Source organism: Lysobacter capsici (assembly GCF_014779555.2).
GTDB classification, from domain to species: domain Bacteria; phylum Pseudomonadota; class Gammaproteobacteria; order Xanthomonadales; family Xanthomonadaceae; genus Lysobacter; species Lysobacter capsici.
On record NZ_CP094357.1, the window covers coordinates 6,055,278 to 6,079,388 of the forward strand.

The 24,111-nt window shown below is 66.1% G+C and carries 21 protein-coding genes; 13 read left to right on the forward strand and 8 right to left on the reverse strand.

The window, feature by feature from the left end; genetic code table 11:
• The first annotated feature begins 4 nt into the window (after positions 1 to 4).
• The 3 genes from IEQ11_RS25075 to IEQ11_RS25085 are packed head-to-tail and all read left to right on the forward strand — an operon-like array spanning position 5 to position 3,570.
• Positions 5 to 1,219 carry a toxic anion resistance protein gene (locus tag IEQ11_RS25075; protein ID WP_052756496.1) on the forward strand — a complete coding sequence of 405 codons (1,215 nt, stop codon included), beginning with the start codon at positions 5 to 7 and terminating at the stop codon, positions 1,217 to 1,219.
• A 47-nt stretch (positions 1,220 to 1,266) separates the two neighbouring features.
• The gene (locus IEQ11_RS25080; protein ID WP_191822473.1) at positions 1,267 to 2,874 is read left to right on the forward strand and encodes a substrate-binding and vWA domain-containing protein; all 1,608 of its coding nucleotides are present in this window, start codon (positions 1,267 to 1,269) and stop codon (positions 2,872 to 2,874) included.
• Positions 2,875 to 2,886: 12 nt separating this feature from the next.
• A complete protein-coding gene (locus IEQ11_RS25085; RefSeq protein ID WP_191822472.1) occupies positions 2,887 to 3,570 on the forward strand; it encodes a hypothetical protein in 684 nt (227 codons plus the stop codon).
• A 65-nt stretch (positions 3,571 to 3,635) separates the two neighbouring features.
• Here IEQ11_RS25085 and IEQ11_RS25090 read toward each other — a convergent pair whose 3' ends face one another.
• On the reverse strand, positions 3,636 to 3,845 hold the full coding sequence (locus IEQ11_RS25090; protein WP_191822471.1) for a hypothetical protein: 210 nt from the start codon (positions 3,843 to 3,845) through the stop codon (positions 3,636 to 3,638).
• A gap of 107 nt (positions 3,846 to 3,952) precedes the next feature.
• On the opposite strand from IEQ11_RS25090, the gene IEQ11_RS25095 reads away from it, so the two are divergent.
• The 3 genes from IEQ11_RS25095 (at position 3,953) to IEQ11_RS25105 (ending at position 7,205) form a co-directional block, all read left to right on the forward strand.
• A complete protein-coding gene (locus IEQ11_RS25095) occupies positions 3,953 to 4,942 on the forward strand; it encodes a hypothetical protein (RefSeq protein WP_191822470.1) in 990 nt (329 codons plus the stop codon).
• Positions 4,943 to 5,103: 161 nt separating this feature from the next.
• On the forward strand, positions 5,104 to 6,039 hold the full coding sequence (locus IEQ11_RS25100) for a hypothetical protein (protein ID WP_191822469.1): 936 nt from the start codon (positions 5,104 to 5,106) through the stop codon (positions 6,037 to 6,039).
• A gap of 146 nt (positions 6,040 to 6,185) precedes the next feature.
• Entirely contained in the window at positions 6,186 to 7,205 is a 1,020-nt protein-coding gene (locus tag IEQ11_RS25105) for a saccharopine dehydrogenase family protein (RefSeq protein ID WP_191822468.1), read from the forward strand.
• Between the two features lie 169 nt (positions 7,206 to 7,374).
• Here the strand turns inward: IEQ11_RS25105 and IEQ11_RS25110 are convergent, their stop codons facing one another.
• The 4 genes from IEQ11_RS25110 to IEQ11_RS25125 all read right to left on the reverse strand — a co-directional run bounded on the left by IEQ11_RS25110 (position 7,375) and on the right by IEQ11_RS25125 (position 13,267).
• Complete coding sequence (locus tag IEQ11_RS25110; RefSeq protein ID WP_191822467.1) at positions 7,375 to 9,201, reverse strand: 2Fe-2S iron-sulfur cluster-binding protein; 1,827 nt, start codon at positions 9,199 to 9,201, stop codon at positions 7,375 to 7,377.
• Complete coding sequence (locus IEQ11_RS25115; protein ID WP_191822466.1) at positions 9,198 to 9,905, reverse strand: PepSY domain-containing protein; 708 nt, start codon at positions 9,903 to 9,905, stop codon at positions 9,198 to 9,200. The genes IEQ11_RS25110 and IEQ11_RS25115 overlap by 4 nt, the downstream gene beginning before the upstream one ends.
• A 70-nt stretch (positions 9,906 to 9,975) precedes the next feature.
• Positions 9,976 to 12,720 carry a TonB-dependent receptor gene (locus IEQ11_RS25120; protein ID WP_191822465.1) on the reverse strand — a complete coding sequence of 915 codons (2,745 nt, stop codon included), beginning with the start codon at positions 12,718 to 12,720 and terminating at the stop codon, positions 9,976 to 9,978.
• Positions 12,721 to 12,835: 115 nt separating this feature from the next.
• Positions 12,836 to 13,267, reverse strand: a complete 432-nt coding sequence (locus IEQ11_RS25125; RefSeq protein WP_191822464.1) for a CopL family metal-binding regulatory protein — start codon at positions 13,265 to 13,267, stop codon at positions 12,836 to 12,838.
• 131 nt (positions 13,268 to 13,398) lie between these two features.
• Between IEQ11_RS25125 and hutC the strand changes: the two genes are divergently transcribed.
• On the forward strand, positions 13,399 to 14,118 hold the full coding sequence (hutC, locus tag IEQ11_RS25130) for a histidine utilization transcriptional repressor HutC (RefSeq protein ID WP_051547945.1): 720 nt from the start codon (positions 13,399 to 13,401) through the stop codon (positions 14,116 to 14,118).
• A 90-nt stretch (positions 14,119 to 14,208) separates the two neighbouring features.
• The gene (locus IEQ11_RS25135; protein ID WP_036115630.1) at positions 14,209 to 14,574 is read left to right on the forward strand and encodes a VOC family protein; all 366 of its coding nucleotides are present in this window, start codon (positions 14,209 to 14,211) and stop codon (positions 14,572 to 14,574) included.
• Between the two features lie 37 nt (positions 14,575 to 14,611).
• Here IEQ11_RS25135 and IEQ11_RS25140 read toward each other — a convergent pair whose 3' ends face one another.
• Positions 14,612 to 14,833 (reverse strand): hypothetical protein, encoded by a 222-nt coding sequence (locus IEQ11_RS25140; protein ID WP_046658471.1) that lies wholly within the window; start codon positions 14,831 to 14,833, stop codon positions 14,612 to 14,614.
• Positions 14,834 to 15,155: 322 nt separating this feature from the next.
• On the opposite strand from IEQ11_RS25140, the gene IEQ11_RS25145 reads away from it, so the two are divergent.
• From IEQ11_RS25145 to IEQ11_RS25165, 5 genes are all read left to right on the forward strand, one after another.
• The gene (locus IEQ11_RS25145) at positions 15,156 to 16,241 is read left to right on the forward strand and encodes a serine hydrolase domain-containing protein (protein WP_425494696.1); all 1,086 of its coding nucleotides are present in this window, start codon (positions 15,156 to 15,158) and stop codon (positions 16,239 to 16,241) included.
• A gap of 59 nt (positions 16,242 to 16,300) precedes the next feature.
• Positions 16,301 to 17,368, forward strand: a complete 1,068-nt coding sequence (locus IEQ11_RS25150; protein WP_247024674.1) for a DUF5694 domain-containing protein — start codon at positions 16,301 to 16,303, stop codon at positions 17,366 to 17,368.
• A gap of 121 nt (positions 17,369 to 17,489) precedes the next feature.
• The gene (locus IEQ11_RS25155) at positions 17,490 to 18,536 is read left to right on the forward strand and encodes a TraB/GumN family protein (protein ID WP_191822462.1); all 1,047 of its coding nucleotides are present in this window, start codon (positions 17,490 to 17,492) and stop codon (positions 18,534 to 18,536) included.
• Between the two features lie 171 nt (positions 18,537 to 18,707).
• Complete coding sequence (locus tag IEQ11_RS25160) at positions 18,708 to 19,661, forward strand: cation diffusion facilitator family transporter (RefSeq protein WP_228464763.1); 954 nt, start codon at positions 18,708 to 18,710, stop codon at positions 19,659 to 19,661.
• A gap of 174 nt (positions 19,662 to 19,835) precedes the next feature.
• Complete coding sequence (locus IEQ11_RS25165) at positions 19,836 to 21,116, forward strand: hypothetical protein (RefSeq protein WP_191822460.1); 1,281 nt, start codon at positions 19,836 to 19,838, stop codon at positions 21,114 to 21,116.
• On the opposite strand, the gene IEQ11_RS25170 is transcribed toward IEQ11_RS25165, so the two are convergent.
• A complete protein-coding gene (locus IEQ11_RS25170) occupies positions 21,100 to 21,348 on the reverse strand; it encodes a hypothetical protein (RefSeq protein ID WP_046658473.1) in 249 nt (82 codons plus the stop codon). The genes IEQ11_RS25165 and IEQ11_RS25170 overlap by 17 nt on opposite strands.
• 452 nt (positions 21,349 to 21,800) lie before the next feature.
• Entirely contained in the window at positions 21,801 to 23,942 is a 2,142-nt protein-coding gene (locus IEQ11_RS25175; RefSeq protein ID WP_191822459.1) for a catalase, read from the reverse strand.
• Between the last annotated feature and the right edge of the window lie 169 nt (positions 23,943 to 24,111).

Below are 24,111 nucleotides of genomic sequence, written 5' to 3' on the forward strand. Positions count from 1 at the left end.
TCCCATGACCATGCAGACTTCGTCGCAGCCGGCCGCAGAAACCTCGGTGCTGACCCTGGACATGCCCGAACCGGCCGCGATCGTGCGCGAGCCCGATCAGGCCAGCGCGATGATCCCGTTCAAGGACGAACTGCGCACGCAGCTGTTGTCGCAGGCCGACGGCTTCATCCAGGACCTGCTGACCCTCGACCCGCATTCGGAGGATTTCCGCAGCCGCGTCGACAGCGCGTTCCGCCTGGGCCGCAAGGAAATCGGCGACAGCACCTTGCTGACCAACAAGTTCCTCGACAAGAGTTTCGTCAAGGACGCCGACAGCCCGGCGTTCAAGGTGATGAGCGAGATGCGCATGCTGTTCGAGGACCTCAACCCCTCGAAGGAAGGCGACCTGCTCGGCGTGCACAAGCTGCTCGGCCTGATCCCGTTCGGCAACAAGCTGCGCGCCTATCTGCTGCGCTTCGATGCCGCCGGCGATTCGATCCGCAAGACCATCGACCATCTATACGGCGTGCAGGACGAACTCGCGCGCGACGATCAGGCGCTGTACGCGACCATGCAGAAACTGCTGGAGGCGCTGACCCGACTCAAGGCCGCCGATATGTTCGCCAACGAACTCGACGCCAAGCTGTCGGCCGCGATCGACGGCCTCAAGGCCACCGATCCCGCGCGCGCCAAGGCGGTCGAACAGGAAGTGCTGTTCTACGTGCGCCAGGCGAGCCAGGACATCAAGACCCAGATCCTGGTCTGCATCAACGGCTACAAGATGCTCGAAGGCCTGCGCAAGACCGGGCGCGAGTTGCGCAACGGCTGCGACCGCATGGCCACCATCGGCATGTCCAGCCTGTCGATCGCGGTAACCCTGGCGCGCGCGCAGGGCTACCAGATCAAGGTGATGGATGCATTGGCGTCGAGTTCGAAAGCCATCGAAGGCTTGATTGCCTCGACCTCGACTCAGTTCGGCCAGCACGTCGACCGCGTCGCCGAGTTCCAGAGCAATCCGCTGATCGGCGTGCAGGCGCTGCAGACCGCGTTCGACACCACCTTCGCCGCGCTCGACCGCATGGACGAGTTCCGCGGCAAGGCGATCCAGACCATGGGCGTGAACATCGGCAACCTCAAGACCCTGATCGACAAGGGCGAGGCGCGCATGAACCGCGAAGGCACCGCGATCGCGGCGATGCAGCACGCGACCGCCGCGCCGGCCGGTCCGGTCGCGCTCTGACCTTGCCCGCGACTTCGCCAGGACCCGCCTTGTCAGGAACGACCGCCATGATCCGACTGTTACGCCTGTTCGCCGCCGCCGTGGCCGTGTCCGTGCTGGCCGCGTGCGGCGGCGGCGCGCAGGACGGCGCCTCGCCCGACAGCGACGCCCGTCCGCGACGCGCGTTCACCGTGCTCGCCGGTTCCGAGATCAAGGACGTCGATACGCAGCTCGGCGACGACATCCGCAAGGCGACCGGCATCGATGTGCGCTTCACCTATTCGGGCACGCTCGACGCGATCGACCGGCTCAACGCGGGCGAAGCCTTCGATGCGGTGTGGGTCAGCCACGGCAAGTACCTGGCGATGAATCCCACGCTCAAGTCGCGGATCAAGGCGCAGGAAAAAATCATGCTGTCGCCGGTGATACTCGGCGTAAAGGCATCGAAGGCCGCGGCGCTGGGCTGGGACAAGACCGACCCGACCTGGAAGGACATCGCCGACGCCGCCGGCAGCGGCCGCTTCACCTTCGGCATGACCAATCCGACCGCGAGCAACACCGGCTTCACCGCGGTGATCGGCATCGCCGCGGCGCTGGCGTCCAATCCCGATGCGCTGACCGAAGCCGACGTCGCCAACCCGGCGCTCAAGGCGTTCTATCAGGGCCAGCGCATGACCGCCGGTTCCTCGGGTTGGCTCGCCGATGCCTACGCAAGCGACCCGTCCAAGGCCGACGGCCTCATCAACTACGAGTCGGTGATCCTCTCGCTCAATCACGGCGGCAAGCTGCCCGAGCCGCTGGTGCCGGTGTATCCCAAGGAAGGCATCATCACCGCCGACTATCCGCTGATGCTGCTCGACACCGGCAAGCGCGGCGACTACGACACGCTGGTGGCGTATCTGCGCTCGCCCGCGTTCCAGACCCGGTTGTCGGCCGCGACCTTGCGCCGCCCGGTCAGTCCGGACGCGACCGCGGCGTCGGAGATTCCCAACCGTACCCTGATCGAATTGCCGTTCCCCGGCCAGCCACAGGTCATCGATCGCCTGCTCGACAGTTTCCTCGCCGACATGCGCATCCCGTCGACCTCGCGCTACGTGCTCGACCTGTCGGGCTCGATGGAACGCGACGATCGCCTGGGCCAGCTCAAGACGGCGATGAACACCCTGGCCGGCGGCGACAGCGCATCGCTGAGCTCGCGTTATGCGCGCTTCCAGAACCGCGAACGCATCGGCCTGCTGCCGTTCTCCAGCCGGCCGATGCCGACCCGCACCTTCGACATGGGCAGCGGCGCCGACAGCAACCGCGCCACCCTCGCGGCGATCCAGGCCGCGGTGGAGCCGATGGCCGCCGACGGCGGCACCGCGATCTACGACAGCGTGCGCCAGGCCTTGCTCGAACTGGCCGGCGAGAAACGCAGCCGTCCGGACAAGCGCTATTACACCGTGGTGCTGATGACCGACGGCGAAAACAACGAAGGCATCGACCTGCAGGAATTTCTGCGCTGGCGCGAGAGCCAGGACGATGCGGTCCGATCGATCCGGGTATTCCCGATCATCTTCGGCGAGGCCGACGCCTCGGAAATGAAGTCGCTGGCCGATGCCACCGGCGGCAAGGCCTTCGATGCGAAGTCGCAATCGCTTGCGCTCGTGTTCAAGGACATCCGCGGCTACCAGTGACCTCATCGATCGATGGATAAGCCAGTCGCCCTTCCGACCGCGAACAAACTGCAGCTGTATCTGTACAGCACGCGCAATATCGTCGGCTGCTGCCTGGGCGCGATCGGGCTGGTGTTGCTGTTCACCGGGGTGATCGGCGCGGGCTGGCCGTTGATCGTGGCTGGGCTGTACGCGGCCGGCGCGATCGGCTGGCCGCGCAGCACCCTGGCCGATGCGGTGGCGAACCACGAAATCTCCGCCGATCAATTGGTGCAGCATCTGGACCGGCTGGTGAGCCAGGTCGCCAAGGCTTTGCCGGCCGCAGCGCTGGAATCGTTGCGCAGCATCCAGAACACCTTGCGCGACCTGTTGCCGCGTCTGCGCACGCTCAAGGATTCCAGCGCGCTGTCGGCGCAATCGGCCTTCACCATCCAGGAAACCCTTCGCCGCTATCTGCCGGACATGCTGGCCAGCTATCTGCGGTTGCCGCCGGCGTTCGCGAAGATGCAGGCGCTCGAGGACGGTCGCACCGCCGCGCAGACCTTGACCGATCAGCTGCAATTGCTGGATGGGTCGTTGAAGAAGATCGCGCAGGAAGCCTTCGCCGGCGATGCCGAGGCGCTGATCGACAGCGGCCGGTTCCTGCAGCAGAAGTTCGATCCCAAGCCGGCGTACGAGCTCGCCGTCGATACCAAGGCCGGGGATTCCAAGCCGTAACCGCGGCGTCGCGATCGAGGCGACGCCCACGACCCGATGCGGGCCGCGGGCGTCACCGGTAAACATCAGAGCGGGCAGGGACGGGTGCCGTCTCCGCGCTTGAGGCAGGTGATGAGGTTGGTTTCGCACTGCGCGCTGGTGCCGGCGGCAACGCACAGATCGTAGGTGTTCCAGCAACGGGTGCATGCATTGATGGCCGCGCTGGCGCTCATGAACATCGAACAGCCGAAGACGAATGCGGCCAGGGCCGCGGTGGTGCGTCGCTGCATCTTCATGAAAATCTCCGTTTAGTTGTGTGCTTCCCTACCGCCCGGTCACTCATTGACGGGCCGGCCGATGGTAGGCCCGGGCGAAAATCGTGTCCACACGCGACGAAACGGCCGTGACCGACGGCGCGTTTCGGCCTTCAAGCGGGCTCCGCGATGAGGCGAGTGCATCGTCGTTCGCCGCGAGCGGCATCGATATCATGATGCGCGCCCCATTGCCCGCATCCTCGCCCTCATGCCGACGCGACGGCCGACGCGCTTCGACGATCGCGGCGTTTATGATCGCGTATCGGCCAATCCTGGATGGCGCATTGAACGCTCCCGTCGCGACAAAGAGAAGGCGCATCCGGCGCCGCTGGTATGTCCTGGTGGCGATGGCGCTGGTCGGGGCGGCGTTGTGGCGGCAGTTTCCGGGGCCGCGTTTCGGCCTGGCCTTCACCCTCGCCACCGGCATCGGCCGCGACGCGCTGCAGCAACGCATCGACGGCCTGGAGGACGCGGCGATCCGACGCGCGCCGATGACTGCGCAGGACAGGCAATTCCTAAGTGATTTCTACCGCACCCTGGCCAGCGGCGGAAAGCTGGTGATCCTGGCGCGGCAGACCGGTCGCATGATGGATCACTATCTCGATGGATCGGGCCGCGACTATCGCCTGGATTCGGCCATCTTCACCGGCAACGCCAAGGTCCGCGCGCAGATGGCGCTGCTGGACAGACGCCTCGCCGGCCTGCCCTGTCTCGATGGACAACGCGTCTCCAGCGCGACGTTCTACATGCCCGACCGCAGTCAGACCGATTCGGTGTTCGGCCTGTACTACGGCCGCGTGCATCTCACTCAGAACAAAACCGCCGACGGCTGCCGGCATCACTGGCGCGCCGAGGTCCCATGGGTGTGGCCGTCCTATCCGAGCCTGCGAGCGAAATACGGCGACCCGCATGCGGAAAGTTTTCCGCTGCCCAATCTTCAATCGATCCTGCTTGGCCCGCGACGCGCGCTGCGGGTCGACAACGGGCTGGGCGAGTACCTGACCCAGATCGGGCTGGCGAGGTCGTTCCTGGCCTATGCCGAGTGGGATGAGCAATCGCGAGCCGCCGCCGCGAAGTGATCGACCGCGCGTATCGGCGATTGCTCCAGGCGTCCCGAATCACGTACGTTTGCCGACCGTGCGCGCATCGCGACGGCGCACAACACGCGAAGTCGCCGGCCACCCAGGCGCGGCGGCGAATGGATGCAACACCCGGACAGCCAAGGAGCCGCACCGTGTCGATGGACGATCGAATCTGGAACCTGATGGTGGCCGCCATCGGACAACGCATCGACAGCGCGCCCGCGCTGGCCTTGATCGAGGCCATCGGCGCCAAGCCGCTGCGCGCGGTGACACCGCGCAACCTCTACGATCACACCGCCTCCAAACAGCACGGCCTTTCGGTGACGTGCAAACCGACGCCGAAGCATCGGCCGTATTGGCCGGAGCGCAAGGAAAAGCGCGCCTACATCAACTACATCACCCAGATCATGATCGAGCCGGCCTACACCGGCCCGCTGCCCGGCGGCCTGCGCTGGGGCCTGAGCAAGCCCGAGCTCGATGCGATCGCGAATTTCGAACTGCGTGGTTCGGGCGGTATTCCGTACTGGAATTTGCACGCGCCCGGCCCGCAGGTGAAGCTCGCCGCGACAACCTCCAGCTATGCGCTGTTCCCCGAGGGCCAGCCCGCTTTCGACCGGATCTGGATGCAGCTGGATGAGGAGTCGGACTTCGTGTCCGCCTACGCCGAGTACGAACAGACCAAGCCGCTGGTCTATGTCGAGGACGCTTTCTTCACCGTGTGGTGCGGCTTGAACGGGCTGCTAGACGAAGAGCGATTCAACGCGCAGGTACTGCAACCGCTGCGCGATCGCTCGACCACGCCGCTGGCGTTTCTGCACGGCCCGTGCGGCCGGCTGCTGTGGAGCGGCGACATCCGGCCGCAGTATCTGGCGTTCGTGGCCTTGTACTACAACGGCATCGGCCTGCCGGACGAGCAACGCTGGGTGTCCGATATCAACAAGGCGTTCGCGGTCTCCAACCATTTCCAGGACGACCCCGAGCGGATGACCCAGGACGATTGGGCCAACTACGACGCGATCGCGCCGCTGATCGACGAGCGCTTCGCCCAGTGGCAGCGCGGCGAGCTCAAGGCGGAAGCCAGGACGCCGCGCTAGTCGGACCGGCTCGCTCAACCGCGGCAGCGACGCGGCGAGAGAGGGTCGCTAAAGATTTCGATAGCCGCCTGCGCGCCCGGCTGGTCTCATGACGCCTCGAACAGCGCCACGGATACCGCCCTGGCGCAACCCTCTCGGAGCAACGCATGACCACCCACAATCGAACCGCCACCGTGTTCGGTGCCTATGGCCATACCGGCCGTTTCGTCGTCGCCGAGTTGGTCGCGCGCGGCTGGACCCCGATCCTGTCCGGCCGCGACGCGGGCAAGCTGGCTGACCTCGGCCAGGCGTTTCCCGGACTGCAGCAGCGGCCCGCGTCGATCGAAGACGCCGCCTCGCTGGATCGCGCGCTGGACGGTGCGGCGGCGGTGATCAATTGCGCCGGGCCGTTCCTGGACACCGCCGCGCCGGTGATCGAAGCCGCGCTGCGCGCGCGCATCCACTACCTCGATGTCTGCGCCGAGCAGCAGGCGGTGATCGATATCTACGAACGCTTCGCCGAATCGGCGAAAGCCGCCGGCATCACGATCCTGCCGGCGATGGCGTTCTACGGCGGCCTCGCCGATCTGCTCGCCACCGCGGCGCTCGGCGACTGGAATGATGCCGAGGCCATCGAGATCGCGGTCGCGCTCGACAGCTGGCATCCCACCGTCGGCACCCGCCTGACCGGCGAGCGCAATCATTACCGGCGCCGGGTGGTGTCGAACGGCGCGCTGGCGTTCGTCGCCGATCCGGCGCCGACGCGCGAATGGAGCTTTCCCGCGCCGTTCGCCACCCAGGAAGTGGTCGCGATACCGTTGTCGGAGATCATCACCCTGTCGCGGCATGTGCGCAGCGACGAGGTGCATTCGTACATGAATCTCGCGCCGCTCAAGGATCTGCGCGATCCGAAAACGCCGACGCCGGTGGCGACCGATGCGCAGGGGCGTTCGTCGCAACGGTTCGTGATGGATACCGTGGTGCGCAGGAACGGACAGGCCCGCCATGCCAGCGCGAGCGGACGCGACATCTACGCGATCACCGCGCCGTTGATCGTGGAAGCGCTGCGGCGCATCGGCGATGGACGCAGTCACGCGACCGGGGTCGTCGCACCCGGCGAGGCCTTCGACGCGCGCGACTTTCTCGAAGCCTTGCCGGCGCTCAGTCTGTCGTTCCGGCAGCAGTGAGGTCCATGCGGCCGTCGCATCGCGGCGACCGTCGGATCATTACGCATCGTGATGAAAGGCCGGACCGTTTCGCGGCCCGGCTTTTTCATTTAAGCCAGCGACTAAGCCAGCGAATCACGAGCCGCCCAGCGACGACCCGTGAATCCATCCAGCAACATCGCGGCGACCGCTAGATCTTGAAATCGTCGAACGCCACCTGCTCGTCCGGCACGCCGAGGCGATGCAACAACTGCCGCGTCGCCGCCAGCATCGCCGGCGGGCCGCACAGGTAGAAATCGCAGTCCAGCAACGCGGGATGATCCTTCAGCAGGCGATCGTGCGCGGCCTCATGCACCAGGCCACGCACCAGCGCATCGTCGCATTCGGCCGCTTCCGACAGCACCAGATGCCAGCTGAAGTTAGCGTTGCGCTGCGCCAGCGAAGCCATTTCATCCACGTACGGCGCATCGCGCAGTACCCGCGCGCCGTACCAGTAATGGATGCGTTCCTGCGCGCCCTGGCTGAGCAGCGAATGGATCATCGCGCGCAACGGCGCCATGCCGGCGCCGCCGCCGATGAAGACCTTCTCGCGTGCGTTCGGACGAATCGCGAAGTCGCCGAACGGGCCGCTGAAGTTGACCCGGTCGCCGGGCTGCAAGGTGTACAGATAGGTCGAGCCCTTGCCCGGTGGCTGACGTTTGCGATCCTGCCGGCCCGGACTGAAACGCGCCAGCAAGGTCAGGCGGCCGTCAGTCGCATCGATCGGCAACGACAACGAGTACGAACGACGCACGGCCTCACGGTTGGACAAGGTATCGGGCAAGTCCAGCGCGGCCCAGTCGCCGTGATGCTCGTCGGGCCGGACAATGCGATCGCAAGGCAGTTCGTAGTCGGGCACATGCACCTGCAGATACGCGCCGGGCTGGTACTCCGGCCCCGGCGGCTGCGCCGGCTTGAGCACGATCTCGCGCAGGAACGGCGTGACCGCGCTGACCCGCTCGACCGTGGCCTCGTGCTCGGTCCACAGACTCGCGCCGCCGGCCACCTCGACCTCCATATCGGCGTCCAGCGGCAGATTGCAGGCCAGGCGATGACCGATCTTGAGCTTGCTCTCGCTCAGGTGCGCGCGATCGGCCGCGGTCGGCGCGGGCGGCACGCCGCGATAACGCACCTCGCACAGCCCGCAACTCTGGCCGCCGCCGCAGTTGGACGGCAGTTGCAGGCCGTTGCGCGCCAAGGCCACGTACACGCTGTCGCCGGCCGCGGCCTTGACCGTGCGCAGCTTGCTGCCGTTGGGTGCGTACACGGTCAGTTCGCGCGCGCGGCGCCAACGCTGCGGAACGAACTCGCGCAGATGGAAGCTGGCGACCAGCAGCCACACGCCGGTCAACGCCAGCCACAGGCCGCCGATGCCGGCGCCGATCACCAGCGGGTTGTTGAAGTTCGAGCGATTGGCGTAGTCCATGATGTGCAACATCCAGAACACATCGAACAAGCGCCAGGTGCTGTTGCGATGTTCCAGCACTTCGCCGGTCTGCGCCGACAGGTATACGGTCGTATCCTGCGCATCGTCGAAGTCGACCCGCCACGAACGCGCCTGGTGATCGCGCACTTCCTGGGTCCAGTCCAGCAGGATCGGCGTTTGCGGCTTGCCGGGACCGCTGTACGAGGCCACCGCCAGCGCGCGCGCGAGTTCGCGGTCGATGACTACCGCGCGGCCGGTGCGGGCATCGAACAAACGTTGCCGCTTGCCGTCGAGCGCCTGATACACCGGGCGATCGAGCAACCAGCCCGACACGATCACCTGCGCCGATCCGGCCTGCTTCAACACCTCGCCCGCCGCCAGCACGTCCGCCGGCCAGGCGCGCGGCGCGGGAGCATGCGCGCGGAACTCGTGGCCCTGCACTTTGTCGTGCGGCAGCAACCCCATCATCAGGCCGCTGGCCATCCACAGCACGAACTGCAGACCGATCAACAGGCCGACCCATTTATGCAGCCAACGCATCCACGGCGTCATGCGGTTCGCCTCCAGCGGAAGCTGTAGAACACCAGCCACGCGCCGCTCAGCGCGAACAGCAGGCCGACCGACGCGGCGATGCGCAACAAGGTGTTGTTGACGTCGCTGCGCTCCTGGTAATCCATGATGTGGAACATCCACAGGAAATCGAACCAGCGCCACAGGCTGTGGCGGCGCGCCAGCAGGTCGCCGGTGTCGGGCGAAAAATAGAACGTGGTCGCGCCGCTGTCGGCGAAACGCACCGCCCACATCGGCACCGGCCGTTTCGCCACTTCCTGCGGCGCCTTGGTTACCCATTCCACGCCGATGATCTCGGCTTCGCCCTGGTAGGCCTTGCGCGCCAGCGCGACCACCGTGGCGCGTTCCAGCGGGGTGATCTTCGCGCCGCTGCGCGCGTCGATCAGCGAGGCTTGTTTGTCCTGCCCGATTTTTTCCTGCTTGATCTCGTACACCTCCTGATCCAGCAAGCGCTTGAGCTTGATCGAGGTGATGTTCGGATAACGATCGAGCAAGGCGGCCTGCCCGATCCGCGGCGTGGCCGCGGCGAGCGATTGATTGTGCGCGTGGGCGAGGTGATCGCCGTGAATGATCTCGAGCGGAACGACGGTCATATAGACCCCGCTGATCATCCATAGCAGCGCCTGCACGCCGACGATCAGGCCGATCCACTTGTGGGCGCGGCGCGCCCAGAATGCCGGTTTCATAAAATGTCTCGCAATGCCTGGATACCCTGCCCGCCCCACCGGCTCGCGCCGATGGAACGGGCACCGTCGACTACCAGCGGTAGCCGAACCGCGCATACCAACGCCGACCCAGCAGATCGTAGGTCATGGTGTCGGTGTTGGCGTCGGTGTAGCTCTGGATGAAAGGCGGCTTCTTGTCGAACAGGTTGTCGATGCCGAACGACACCTCGAACGATTTCACCGGCGAGTACTTCAGCTGCACGTTGTGATAACTCACGCTCGGCGAGTGATCGCCGATATCGCCGCGCGCGGCATTGATGTCGTCGGCCTTGCCGATGTACTGCAGGCTGTAGGTCCCCGACCATTCGTCGCGGCTCATGGTCAACGAGGTGAACGCGCGCCAGTGGGTGTAGCTGCCGCGCCCGCCGGTGATCTTGCCCGCGTAGTGGATGACCTGCGCGCCGGGGAACGGGCGCACGTCGTACTTGTCCAGGTACGACACGTCCAGGCTGATACTGGAATCGAACCCGGCCAGCTCGAACTCGTACAGGCCGCCCAGGTCGATGCCCGACACGCGTTCGTCGGCGGCGTTGACCGGCTGCGAGGACAGGAAATCGACCTCGCCAGTGATCGGGTTGCGGGTGAAGTTCTCGTTGCCGCAGAACGGATGCGCCAGCCCGGGCGTGTTGTAGCAGATCGCCAGCTTGGTCGATCCGTCGATGCGCTGGATGGCGTTGTCGATGCGGATGTTGAAGTAGTCCGCGGTCAAGGTCAGGCCCGGCGCGAAGCCCGGCGTCCACACCGCGCCGAGGGTCAGCGAACGCGCGTCCTCCGGTTCCAGGTTCCTGTTGCCGCCCGAGGTGGTCAAAATGGTGTTGCCCGGTTGCACGTAACCGGCCGGCACGCCATAGGCCTGGCAGTTCTGCCGCACCTGCGAGCCGGCCGGCTGGCTGGCCCAGCCGCTGCACGGATCGGTGGTGGTCAGGTTGCCTTCGGCGATGCCGCCGAACAGCTCAGGGATGTTGGGGATGCGGAACGCGGTCGCGTAGTTGGCGCGCAACTTCAACGACGGCACCACCTGCCAGTCCAGCCCGACCTTGTAGTTGATGTCCTCGCCGAACAGGTCGTAGTCCGAATAGCGCACGGCCAGGTTCAAGGTCAGCGATTCGGCCAGCGCGCGGCCCTGCAGCAGCGGCACGGCGAATTCGGCGAAGGCTTCCTTGGCCAGATATTCGCCGGCGATCGGATCTTGTTGGTTGGTGTTGGCGATGCCGAGCACGGTCAGCGGGTCCGGATCGCGCCAGCCGCGCTCCTTGCGCACCTCGATGCCCGAGGCGAACCCGACCCAGCCGGCCGGCAGTTCGAACAGCTGGCCGCTCAGGTTCGCGGTGAAGCTCTTCTGTTCGTTGCCGCCGTGATCGCGGGTGGTGAACAGGATGTAGTCCAGCACCTTCTGCGAGATATCGCCGTAACCGAGGTAATCGCCGCAGGGAATCGCCGCGCCCGGCGCGTTGCTGCAGATCGCCGGGTTGAGCGTGTTGTCGACGCGGTCGAGATTGGCGACCTTGGTCGATCCGTCGGTGCCGGTGTTACGGCCCCAGTTGATCGCGGCCGACCAGTCCCAGTTCATGCCGAGGCGTCCTTCCAGCCCGACCACCGCGCGGAAGGTGTTGGTTTCCTGGAAGAACTCGCGCGGCCCGGCTTCCTGCAGGCGTCTGCGTTGCAGCAGCAGGTTCTGCCCGGTCGGGTTGGTCGGGTGATTGGCCGCGATGTTGATCGGACGATAGACGCCCAATCCGCCCGGCGCCGCCAGCTGGTCCGACTGCCGGTTGGTGTACATCAGCTCGGTGAACAGACTCAGGTCGTCGCTCAACTGCATGTCGCCCAGCATGCTGGCGCTGATGCGCTTGATCGGATTGACCGCGTTGAGGGTCGGGTTGCCGTTGTAGTTGTGCTTGGCGGCCGAGTACGGTTCGTAGAAATTGCCGTCGCCGCCCGGCACCTGGTTGAAATTGATCCGCCGGCCGTCGGCGAGCAAGGCGCGGCCGCCGATCGTGGTCGAACTGCCGACGCACTGCAGACGGCCGTCGACTTCGCCCAGGCCGCACGGCGCGCGCGAAGCCATGTTGACCGTGCCGCCTTCGGAATAACTCAGGCCCGCCATCAGCGAACCGCGATCGCTGTGGGTGCCCCAGACCAGGTCGAACGCGGCATCGTCGCCGTCGTTCTCGAAGGTCTGGCCGTAACGCACCGCCACCTCGGCGCCGTCGTATTTTTTCTTGGTGATGATGTTGACCACGCCGGCGACGGCGTCGGCGCCGTAGATCGCCGAGGCGCCGTCCTTGAGCACTTCGATGCGTTCGATCAACGCCACCGGGATCATGTTGAGATCCACCGAGCTGTTGGCGCCGGTGCCGCCGTTGACGACGCGGCGGCCGTTCAACAGCACCAGGGTGCGGTTGATGCCCAGGCCGCGCAGATTGACCTGGCTGGTGCCGTAGCCGTTCTCGGCCCAGTACGCGTTGGATTGGCTGCCGGCGAAACCGGCCGAGGCCGGCAGGCGTTGCAGCAAGGTGTCGACCGAGGTCGCGCCGGAGCGCTGGATCGCTTCGGCGTCGAGCACGGTGACCGGGCCGACGCCGGACAATTGCAGCCGCTTGATGTGGCTGCCGGTGACCTGGACCGCATCGAGCGTGGTGGCCTGGCCGGTGGTCTGCTCGCCGGCCTGCCCGGCCGCCGGTTGCGCGCCGCTGTCCTGGGCGAACGACGACGGAACAAAACCAACGCACAGCAGCAGGCCGACGGCCGCCGCGAGAGGGTCGCGCTTGAAAAACATGGGTTCTCTCTCCCCGAAAGCTATGACGTGTTCGAAGCCGGCCCGCGGTTCCCGATCGGGAACCAGGCGAATGCCAAGGGCGCGGCGGAATGTCGCCGGAGGCGACCGAACAGGGTCAGGCGATCGGAGGTCGGAACAGTCGCGAGATTTCCTCGCCCACCGGCGGCAGCAGATGTTGGGCGAGATAGTCCGAGGCCAGCAGGTGCTGGGCGGCGAACAAGGGCGCGTTGCGCCCCGGGAAGAAGGTCAGCATGCAGCTGCAGGCGCAGCCGGACAGGCCGTCGCAGTCGCAGTCGTCGTGATGGGCCAGCGGCGAAGCGGGATCGGTGCCGGCGGTCTGCTTGCTCTTATCGACACCGCTGGCGGTGTCGGCGATGGTTGCTTCGGTCTTGGCGGTGGACGTACCCGAATGATGCGATGCACTGCTCTGAGTTCCGCGCCCCAACTCGTTCACCGCCATCCGCGTCGCCGCCCACGCGCTGAAGATTCCGTCCGTGCAGAGCACCAGAATAAGGGCAATTCGCAGGAGCACGCGGAGCGACGGCATGAGCGTGTAGCGAGACCATGAGCTTGTATATACCACAGCAATAACATGCCTATACAAGCACTGTCAAACGCATCGCAGCGCGGCATGCGCGGCCGTTGGCGCGGTTGTATAGACCTGTAATGCTACGGTGCATGGACGCTCCCAAGCCGCACTATCTCAAGCTCAAGCACTACATTCTTCGGCATGTCACCGACGGCGACTGGAAGCCCGCCAGCCGCATTCCCAGCGAGAACGACCTGGTCAAGAAGTTCGGCATCTCGCGCATGACCGTGAACCGCGCGCTGCGCGAATTGACCGACAGCGGCGTGCTCGAGCGGGTCCAGGGCGTGGGCACCTTCGTGGCCGGGCCGAAGGCGGAATCGGCGATGTTCGAGGTGCGCAGCATCCGCGACGAGATCGTGTCGCGCGGCCAGACCCACAGCGTGCAGGTGCTGACCTGCGAATCGGTGCGGGCGCGCGCGACCGTCACCGCGCAGTTCGCGCTGGCGCCGGGCAGCGAGCTGTTCCACACCCGCCTGCTGCACAACGCCAACGGCAAGCCGCTGCAACTGGAGGATCGCTTCGTCAATCCGGCTTGCGCGCCCGAGTACCTGGACCTGGATTTCCACGTCGAGATTCCGCACCAATACCTGATGCGGGTCGCGCCGCTGGAACGCACCGAGCACATCATCGAGGCCGAAGTCGCGCAAAAGCGCATGGCCGCGCAGCTGGCCGTCCACGAAGGCGACCCGCTGCTGGTGCTGACCCGGCGCACCTGGTCGCGCAGTCAGGTCGCCAGCTATGTGCGGTTGATCTGTCCGGCCTCGCAGTACCGCTTCGTCGGCTCGTTCTCGGTCGGCGATTCGCGCTAGCCCCGCTGTCGCCGCATCGGTCGCGCCGCCTGGCGGCGGTCGCGGTTTGCGCCGGCTATAGTGCCCGCCGTTCCCTCACGATCGCGCGCCATGAACCTGATTGCCCACGTAGAAATTCCGGTCCTCGACCTGGATCGCGCCATCGGCTTCTACAGCAGTGTCTTCGGCATCGCGTTCGGCCGGACCGTGCAGGTGCACGACAGCACGATGGCGTATTTCCCGTTCGAACCGGGCCGCGACGGCGCCAGCGGCGCGCTCGCGCAAGGCCCGGAATACGCGCCGGCGACGACCGGCGCGGTGGTGTACTTCAGCGTCGACGACGTCGGCGCGACCCTCGACAAAGCCGTCGCGCTGGGCAGCACGATCCTGTTCCTAGCCTCCGCCGTCACCGAGCGCGGCATGGTCGCCGAGATCAGCGACAGCGAAGGCAATCGCATCGCGATCCAGTCGCGCTGAGGGTTCCCCCGCTGTCCGTGGGTCGCTGCTCAGTGGCTCAACGCGGCGCCGGGCAGGGACGCTGGCCGTCGCCGTAGCTCAGGCAGCCGAGGTAGGACGAGAAGCAATAGGCCGGATCGACGCCGCCGCTGCTCAGGCAGGACTCGTAATTGAGTTCGCAACGCTTGCATACATCGGTCGCGGCGTTCGCGCTGACGAACATCGACATGCCGAATACGAATGCGGCCAATGCCACGGTGCTGATTCCCTGCGCTTTCATCGAAGCCTCCTGAAGTTTCGTCGCCGGCGGATGCGCCGGACCTCGCGCCTTGCATGGCGCCGTGCATAGCCGCCTGATCGTAGGCGCGCATGGCGGCGCGATGTGTGCGCGGCGACGCAGTTCGCCGGCTGCGGCCGATGCTCGGCGATCGGCATTGCGGCGCCCAAGGCAGGCCGTCGAGCCGAATCGCTCGCCGGCCTGCCCGACCGCTTTAAACCATTTCGCGGCCGGCATCATCACAAGCCTTCCTGTCGCTGGCGAATCCGCCTGAGGAAGCTGCATGTCACCCGCAACCCACCGTGTCATCACGATCGTCGTCGCCGTGTTGTTGTCGTGGCCGTGGCTAGGCGCGGCCGCGGCCAGCCCGGATCAGGCCTATGCGCGGGCCAACGCGCAGGCCCCGCAGCTGATTCAAAAGACGATGCAGGACCGACGCATCCCGGGCCTGCAGATCGCGGTGGTCAAGGACGGCAAGGTGGTGCTGTCGGAAAGCTACGGCCTGGCCAACGTCGAGAACCGCCTGCCCGCGACCCGGACCACGCTGTTCCCGATCAACTCGGCGACCAAGTCGTTCACCGGCGTGGCGATGATGCAACTGGCCGAAGCCGGACTGGTGGACCTCGATGCGCCGGTGTCGCGCTATCTGGACGACTTGCCCGAAGCATGGCGCGCGGTGCGCGTGCGCCAGTTGCTCGCGCATACCTCCGGGCTGCCGGATATCCTCGATGAGCAGGGCCTGCTCGGCGGCGGCACCGAGTCGAATGCGTGGGGATTGGTCAAGAAGCTGCCGATGCAGGCGGCGATCGGCGAGCGCTTCGAGTACAACCAGGTCAACTACGCCCTGCTCGCCCGAATCATCGCCAAGCAGAGCAAGATGCCGTACGAACGCTACCTCGCGCAGCGGCAGTTCGCCGTCGTCGGCATGCCCTCGACCCGGTTCGGCGACAGCTACGACCTCGTTCCCGGCGCGGCCACGATCTACAGCTACTTCCCGCGCAAGACCGACGACCCGGGCAGCGCCGAGCGCCTGTCGCACTGGTTCTACGACATGACGCCGAGCCTGTGGGCGGGCGGCGGCATCCTGACCACCGCCGATGAAGTCGCGCGCTGGATGGTCGCGCTGTCGGACGGCCGGTTGATCAACGACGCCAGCCTGCGCGGCATGTGGACGCCGGAGAAATTGAACGACGGCAGCGATGGAAGCTGGTCGGCCGGCTGGCCGGTGCTCGGCACCGCCGCGAATCCGCAACGCGCGGGTATCGGCGGCGCGCGCGCCGCGTTTATCGTCTATCCAAACGAGAAGCTCGCGGTGATCGTGCTGACCAACCTGGTCGGGGCGAATCCCGAGCGCTTCATTCCGCAGATCGCCGCGCTGTATCAACCGGCGCAGCGCGCGGCTGCGCGTTGATTCGCCACCGCAACCGCTCGCGCGTAAACCTCACCCCCATCGCCCATCGGAGCAAGACCGTGCGCAAACTACTCCTCATCGCAGGACTGTCCCTGGGCCTGATCGGCCCGGCCATCGCCGAGTCGCAGGTCGACCTGTCCAAGCTCGACACCGGCATGGCCGGGCCGCGCGCGCAGGTGCTGGTGCTCGGCTCGGTACATCTGTCTGGCATGCCTAAGACCTTCAAGCCCGAGTCGCTGGAACCGGTGCTCGACCGGCTCGCCGCGTTCAAGCCGCAGATCATCACCATCGAGGCGCTCTCCGGCGAAACCTGCGATCTGATGGCGCGCCATCCGGCCGTGTACGCGCTTGAAGACGTGCGCACGTATTGCCGCGACCCCGCGCCCGCGCGGACCGCGACCGGCCTGGACGTGCCCGCGGCCATCGCCGAGGTGCGCAAGACCTTGAAGGACTGGCCGGCGCAACCCACGCCGGCGCAGCGGCGGCGATTGGCGGCGACCTTCCTGGCCGCCAACGATAGCGCTTCGGCGTTCGTGCAGTGGTTGTACCTGCCCAAGTCCGAACGCCATGTCGGCGACGGCCTGGACGCGGCCTTGGTCGCGCTGCTGCAGAAGTTCGAAACGCGCAACGACGAGAGCTTCCAGATCGCTGCGTCCCTGGCGGTGCGGCTGGGGTTGCAACGGCTGTACGCGGTCGACGACCACACGGGCGACAACATTTACATCGACGATCCGCAGCGTTACGGCCAGGCGATCCAGAAAGCCTGGGACACCGCCGGCGAAGCGGCGCTGGCATCGCGTAAACGGCAAGATCAGTTGTCGGCCGATTCGCAGATGCTGGCCCTGTACCGATTAATCAACCAGCCCGAGGCGCAGCGCCTGGCGATCGACGCCGACTTCGCCGCGGCCATGCGCGACGCCTCGCCGCAGCACTATGGCCAGCGCTATGTCGCCGGCTGGGAAGGGCGCAATCTGCGCATGGTCGCCAACATCCGCGCGGCGTTCGCCGATTACCCCGGCGCGCGCGTGCTGTCGATCGTCGGCGCCTCGCACAAGCCCTGGTTCGACAACCTGCTCGGGCAGATGCAGGGCGTGGATGTGATCGACGCCGGAAAAATCCTGAAGTAACCCCGTGCGGCCGGGCCGCGCCGCGGTTATCGTCACCGCAGCGCGGCCGTTGCTTGCGACGGCTTGCCTCGAGCGCGAGCGCGCGACGGCCGCGCGCTGGTTCACTCCGGGAGAGCAGGCAATGCAAAGGACACTGCGGGCGGGCGTGTTGATCGCGGCTCTCGCCGTCGCCGCGAGCGCGCACGCGGCGACGACGACGACGACGGCCAGTCCACCTGACACGGTCACCGCGGGCGCGGGCGCGCCCCTGCCGATCGTCGATATGGACGCGGTCGTGGTCACCGGCGCGCAGCCAGGGCCGGGCTTGTGGAAGTTCCACAAGGGCGATCGCACCTTGTGGGTGCTCGGCACCTTGTCGCCGCTGCCCCAGCATATGACCTGGGTGTCGCGCGATGTGGATGCGGCCATCGCGCAGTCTGGTATCGCGTTGCAGCCACCCGGCTTGTCGGTCAATGCCGACATCGGCCTGTTCGGCCGGCTGTCGCTGATCCCGTCGCTATTCAAGCTGCGCAAGAATCCCGACGGCGCCACCCTCGAGCAGCGACTGCCGCCGGAGCTGTATGCGCGCTGGAGCGTGCTGAAAGCGAAATACATCGGCGGCGACCGCGCGATCGAGCGCTGGCGCCCGGTCTTCGCCGCCAGCGAGCTGTACCAGGCCGCGCTGAAGAAGAACGGCCTGGTCGAAACCGGCGGCATCATCGGGCCGGTGCTGGAAAACGCGGTCAAGAGCGCCGGCATCGCCAAGCAGCCCACCACCTTCACGATCAAGGTCGACGATCCCAAGGCCACGCTCAAGGCCTTCAATGCCTCCTCGCTGGACGACGTCGCCTGCCTGCGCAAGACCCTGGAGCGGCTGGAGACCGATCTCGCGGTGATGCGGACCCGCGCCAACGCCTGGGCCACGGGCGATATCGACACGCTGCGCGCGTTGCCTTACGACGATCAGAACCTGGCCTGCCTCAGCGCGCTGACCGAATCGGGTTTCAGCCAGCGGATGGGCATCGCCAATATCCAGGAGAAGATCGCCGAACGCTGGTATCGCAGCGTGGACGAGGCGGTGCGCGACCATCGCGTGGTGTTCGCCGTGCTGCCGATCACGCAGTTGCTCAAGCCCGACGGCGTGGTCGCCAAGCTGCAGGCGAAAGGCTACGAGGTCGAAGCGCCCTGATCGGTTCGGATTGCTCGGGCCGCCTGTGTACCGGTGGTCAAAGCAGGCCGATGGCGCGACACTGGCGGCCGTCACCGCATGGGCCGCCAGCGTGATCGCGCGGCGGCCCGTCCCGCGATCTTCGATCACAGACAAGTGAGTCGAACGCCGATCCCGCACAGGAGCCGCCCGATGGCCACCGCCTCCAGCAAGAAGGTCGTGCTCGCCGCATTGTTCGGCAACACCGCCATCGCGGTCACCAAGCTGATCGCGGCCGCGATCACCGGCAGCTCGGCGATGCTGAGCGAAGGCATCCACTCGCTGGTCGATACCTGCAACGAACTCCTGCTGCTGTACGGCATGAAGCGCGCGCAGCGGCCACCCGACGCGACCCAGCCGTTCGGTTACGGCCGCGAAGTGTATTTCTGGAGTTTCATCGTCGCCTTGCTGGTGTTCGCGCTGGGCGCGGGCATTTCCTTCTACGAAGGCATCACCCACCTGCAGCATCCAACGCCGATGGAACGCCCGCTCATCAACTATGCGGTGCTCGGGATTTCCATGGTGTTCGAAGGCATTTCCTGGTGGGTGGCGATGAAGGCTTTCCGCGCGACCAAGGGCAGCCGCGGCTGGTTCGAGACCTTTCGCGCCAGCAAGGATGCCAGCACCTTCACCGTGTTGTTCGAAGACACCGCGGCGCTGTGCGGCCTGTCGATCGCGTTCGCGGGCGTCGCCCTGTCGCATGCCACCGGCAATCCGATCTACGACGGCTACGCCTCGATCGGGATCGGCGTGGTACTCGCGGTCGCCTCGTTCCTGCTCGCGCGGGAAACCAAGGGCCTGCTGCTCGGCGAGGCCGCGCATCCGCATGTGCGCGACTCGATCCTGCGCATCGCCGACAGCGACGAGGGCATCCGTTCGGCGAACGGCGTGTTGACCATGCAGCTCGGTCCTAATTCGGTGCTCGCCACCTTGAGCGCTGAATTCGAAGACGATTTGCTGATCCCGCAGGTCGAAGCCTGCGTCAATCGCATCGAGGCCGCGGTGCGCCGCGAGCATCCCGACGTGGTGGCCTTGTTCGTGAAACCGCAGACCGCGCAGGTCTGGCGGCAGCGCATGGCCCGGTTGCGCGACGATCCGCCATCATGACGATGGTCTGAGCGCGGCGCGGTCGGCCTGCATCGCCAAGGCGCGCCAACGCATCATCCGGACTCTTCGTGAGCGGCTCGTTGTCGCCGCGAACCGCGCCGTGCCTGCGTTTAATGCTCTCTTCACCGTGCCACCGTAGGCTGCTTGTGTACCGATCCCCCCGGTTCGGCGGAGATGAAGCGCATTCGCCTGCTGCACGCTCCCATCCGCGCCGTCGCGATCGCGGCGCTCGCGATGTCGTTCGCCGGTTCGGTCGCCGCGGCGGCCGGCACGCAGGCGTGCAAGCAACGCGTGCTGCGGGAATTCGGCTGGCGCTTCGTTTCTTCCGAGAGCAACGCGGTCGAGATCCATCCCGGGCATCCCTGCGACCGGCGCGATCTGGCCGAAGCGAAGGCCGCCGGCGATCTGACCGTCGCGATGCCCGCCGGCCTCGCGGCGAGCGAACGCGAACGCGTGTTCGACGGTTTGTTGCGGCATCCGGCCACTCACTGCGCCTACGGCTTCGCGCTGGGCGCGGCGACGCGGCGCGCGGTCGATCGGCTGGTCGACAACCGCGGCTTCGCTTTCACCGCCGTGCAGATCGGCTGGATCGGCTTCGGCGCGAGCGGATCGGCGCACGACGGCTGGACGCCGATCGCCTTGTTCGGCCGCGGCTACAAGCCTCGCGGCGGCAATTCGCGCGCGATCGACGCCTTCTACGGCGGCCGGGTCCGCGCCGAATGCGGCGTCGGCCGGCAGGTCGCGCAATACGCCACCCAGGCTGAACTCTATGGCCGCGACGGCTTCGACAGCCAGTTCGACGCCGACGAAATCGTCATCGGCACCTTCAATCGCCTGCACCGCACACGCAGCATTCTGCTGGGCAGCTCCGCCGGCGACTTCACCCACGACGGTCGCGCCAGCGCCGCCGCGGCGAGCGGGCGACAGGCGTTCATGGGCTTGCCGGGCTTCGTCTTCCACGTGTTCGACCGCGCCAGCCTGGACGATCTGAACAACCAGGCCGAGAACTTCGTCGTCTACGACGTCAGTGCGCAGGCGGCTGCGGCACTGCGCCGTCATGGCGGCTTCGAGTACTACAACGACCGCAACCGCGAAATCTGGTCGCTGGCGCGATCGTTGAAACTGGACAAGTCGAAACGCTTGTTCGAGCGCCTGCTGTACGAGCGCGATACCGCCCTGCGCGCCGCGTTGTCGGACGATGCGCGCGTCACCGTCGCGAAGATCGACCGCCTGCTCGCCGATCCGTTCTATCGCGGCTTTTCGATCTATGTTCACAAGCTCGGGATCAAGCCGGTCGGTTTCCATATCGCCCGCTTGCTCGACCGCAATCCGCGCACGCCGTTCCGGGTCGAACTGGCCCTACACAATCTGCACACGAGCTTGTACGACCGCTATGTGGCGTATCGGCTGGCGCAGTGCGCCGGCACGGTTACCGACGTTAGTCGCGGATCTTGAAGTCCGGGTTTTCATTGAGGCTGCCATCGACTTCGAGCACTACGAAGCGCTGGCCGTTGGCATGGAATACGACCGGGATCGGGTCGAGGAACATCGGCCGTCGTACGAAGCGCAAGGTCCAGCCGAATTGTTCCAGCGTGGCCAGCGCGTCGAGCTGGGCTGGCTTCAGGCCCTCGCGCAGGCCTGCCGGGCTGACGACTTGCGCGGATTGGCGGCGGTCGCGGTCGGTCATGGGGCGGCGTCTCCTCGCGCGCTACGGGGTAGTGCGCACATTAACGCATGATCGAGGTGGGTCCTGTCGTGTGATGGGGGCCTTATTTTTGGGTTTGCTTTTGAACGGATGGAATCCGGCTGGAACCTTCAAAGGCTTCAAAGGCTTCAAAGCTTCGGAGCTTTGAGGCAAAGGCAACAGCTTCCGCCCGCAAGCGGGCGGGTTACTTTCTTTTGTCTAAAGCAACAAAAGAAAGGTAACCAAAGAAAAATGCTTTGTTGTGAATCAAGTGCCCTCAAGTTCGGTGCTGACGCGGGCACGCGCCACACGGGACATCCTGTCCCGGTGGCGCGCGGCGCACATCCCTGTGCGCCGCCCTTCGGGTGTGCTTTTGTTCTCGCGAGTTACATGCTTCGCAGCGCTTGAGGAACGTTGAGTTCGATGCTGAAAGGCCGGTATTTACGGCGAATCTATTACGCCAACGTACGCAACGTGGGCTCGCGTTCCCATTGCCGGGTCTTGGCCAGCTTGACGAAGGTGGCGGGCTTGTCGGCGGCGACTACGCCGTCGTCGGGCTTGATGCCGGCCGCGGCCAATACCTGGCGTGCGCCGTCGTCGAGGGCGATCGCTTTGAGATGGCCGAATGCGTCGCGGACGAAATCGATCGCCGCCGCTTCGCTCGCCAGGCGTTTGCCCGCGGCTGGCGACAGCACCAGCGCGACCGCGTCGAACACCAGAGACGGCGTGCCGGCGAGTTGTCCGTCGGCGGGTTGTTGCTTGCCGTCGCTGAGCTTGGCGCCGCCGAGTTTCGGCGCGACGATCTTGACCCGCGCGCCGGCCGCCTCCACCGCCTTGCGCAAGGCCTTGAGCGTGGCCGCGTCGGAGCCTTCGTCGATCAGGATGCCGACGCAACGCCCGGCCAGGGTGTCCTTCATCTTGCCGATTAGCTGCAGCATCGGCGAAGGCGGCATGTCCACCGGCTCCACCGCCGCGGGCGGCGCTGGCGGCAGGCGCTCGAGTCCCAGGCCATCTGCGACCCGTTTCGCGAGATCGGCATCGATGTGGCGCAGATGGCCGACGATCGCTTCGCGCACATGCGCGGTCCCGACCTTGGACAGTTCGAACACCAGCGCCGACGCCATGTGCGCCTGTTCGGGCACGGTCTGGCTGCGGTAGAAAAGCCGCGCCTGGCTGTAATGATCGGCGAAGCTTTCCGCGCGGATGCGGCTCTTGACGCCGTCGTCGCCGGCCACCGCCGCACTGCGGAAACCGGCCGGGGTTTCGCGCGGCGAGGTCGGGTCGAGCGAACTGGGTTCGTAGTTGACCCGCCCCTTCGGCACCTGCATCTGCATGTGGCCGTCGCGTTGCTGATTGGTGAACGGGCACTTGGGCGCGTTGATCGGCAGCTGATGGAAGTTCGGCGAGCCCAGCCGCGACAGTTGCGTGTCCAGATACGAGAACAAGCGTCCCTGCAGCAGCGGGTCGTTGGAAAAATCCATGCCCGGCAGGATATGCGAAGGACAAAACGCGACCTGCTCGGTCTCGGCGAAGAAGTTGTCGGGCCAGCGATCCAGCACCATGCGCCCGATCACGGTCAGCGGAATGGTTTCCTCCGGGATCAGCTTGGTCGGGTCGAGATGATCGAACGGCAAGGCATCGGCCTGTTCCTGAGTGAACAGCTGCACCGCGAGTTCCCATTCGGGGAAGTCGCCGTTCTGGATCGCTTCGAACAGATCGCGGCGGTGGAAATCCGGATCCGCGCCGGCCAGCTTGACCGCCTCGTCCCACAGCGTGGATTGCAGGCCCAACTTGGGCCGCCAGTGGAACTTGACGAAGGTCGAGTCGCCGCGCGCGTCGAGCAGGCGGAAGCTGTGGACGCCGAAGCCTTCGATCATGCGCAGCGAGCGCGGAATCGTGCGATCCGACATCGCCCACATGATCATGTGCATCGCTTCGGGCGTGAGCGAGATGAAATCCCAGAACGTGTCGTGCGCGCTGGCGGCCTGCGGGAAGCCGCGATCGGGTTCCATCTTGACCGAGTGCACCACGTCGGGGAATTTCATCGCGTCCTGGATGAAGAACACCGGGATGTTGTTGCCCACCAGGTCCCAGTTGCCTTGCTGGGTGTAGAACTTCACCGCGAACCCGCGCACGTCGCGCGGCGTGTCGATCGAGCCGGCGCCGCCGGCGACGGTGGAGAAGCGGCAGAACAGCGGCGTGCGCTCGCCGACTTCGGTCAGGATCCGCGCGGTGGTGTACTTCTTCAGCGACTTGGTCAGTTCGAAATAGCCGTGCGCCGCCGAGCCGCGCGCATGCACGATGCGCTCGGGGATGCGCTCGTGATCGAAGTGGGTGATCTTCTCGCGCAGGATGAAATCTTCCAGCAGGGTCGGTCCGCGCTCGCTGGCGCGCAACGAATTCTGGTTGTCCGACAGCGGCAGACCCTGATTGGTGGTCAGCGGCGGATGCTTGCCCGAGGCCTGCTGGTGCAGCTCATCGCCGTTGCCGCGTTGATCGCGATCGGCCTTGTTGGCGGAGCTCTGGCTGGCGTTGTCCTGACTGGCGCGAGCGGGTTTGGCGGGTGATGCGGGGCTGGATTTCTTCCTGGCGGCCATGAATGCGACTCCTGAATGGGCGTACATGCCGACAATCGGCTTCGCCCGATCCTGCTCGCACTCAAGTTAAGGTCGTGTGGCATCTCGCATGCGGAAAATGTTGAACCTGTCTGGTTCAGACTCGCGCGGCCGTATTCGACGATGCGTGTGACGCGCGTTGCGATTCATG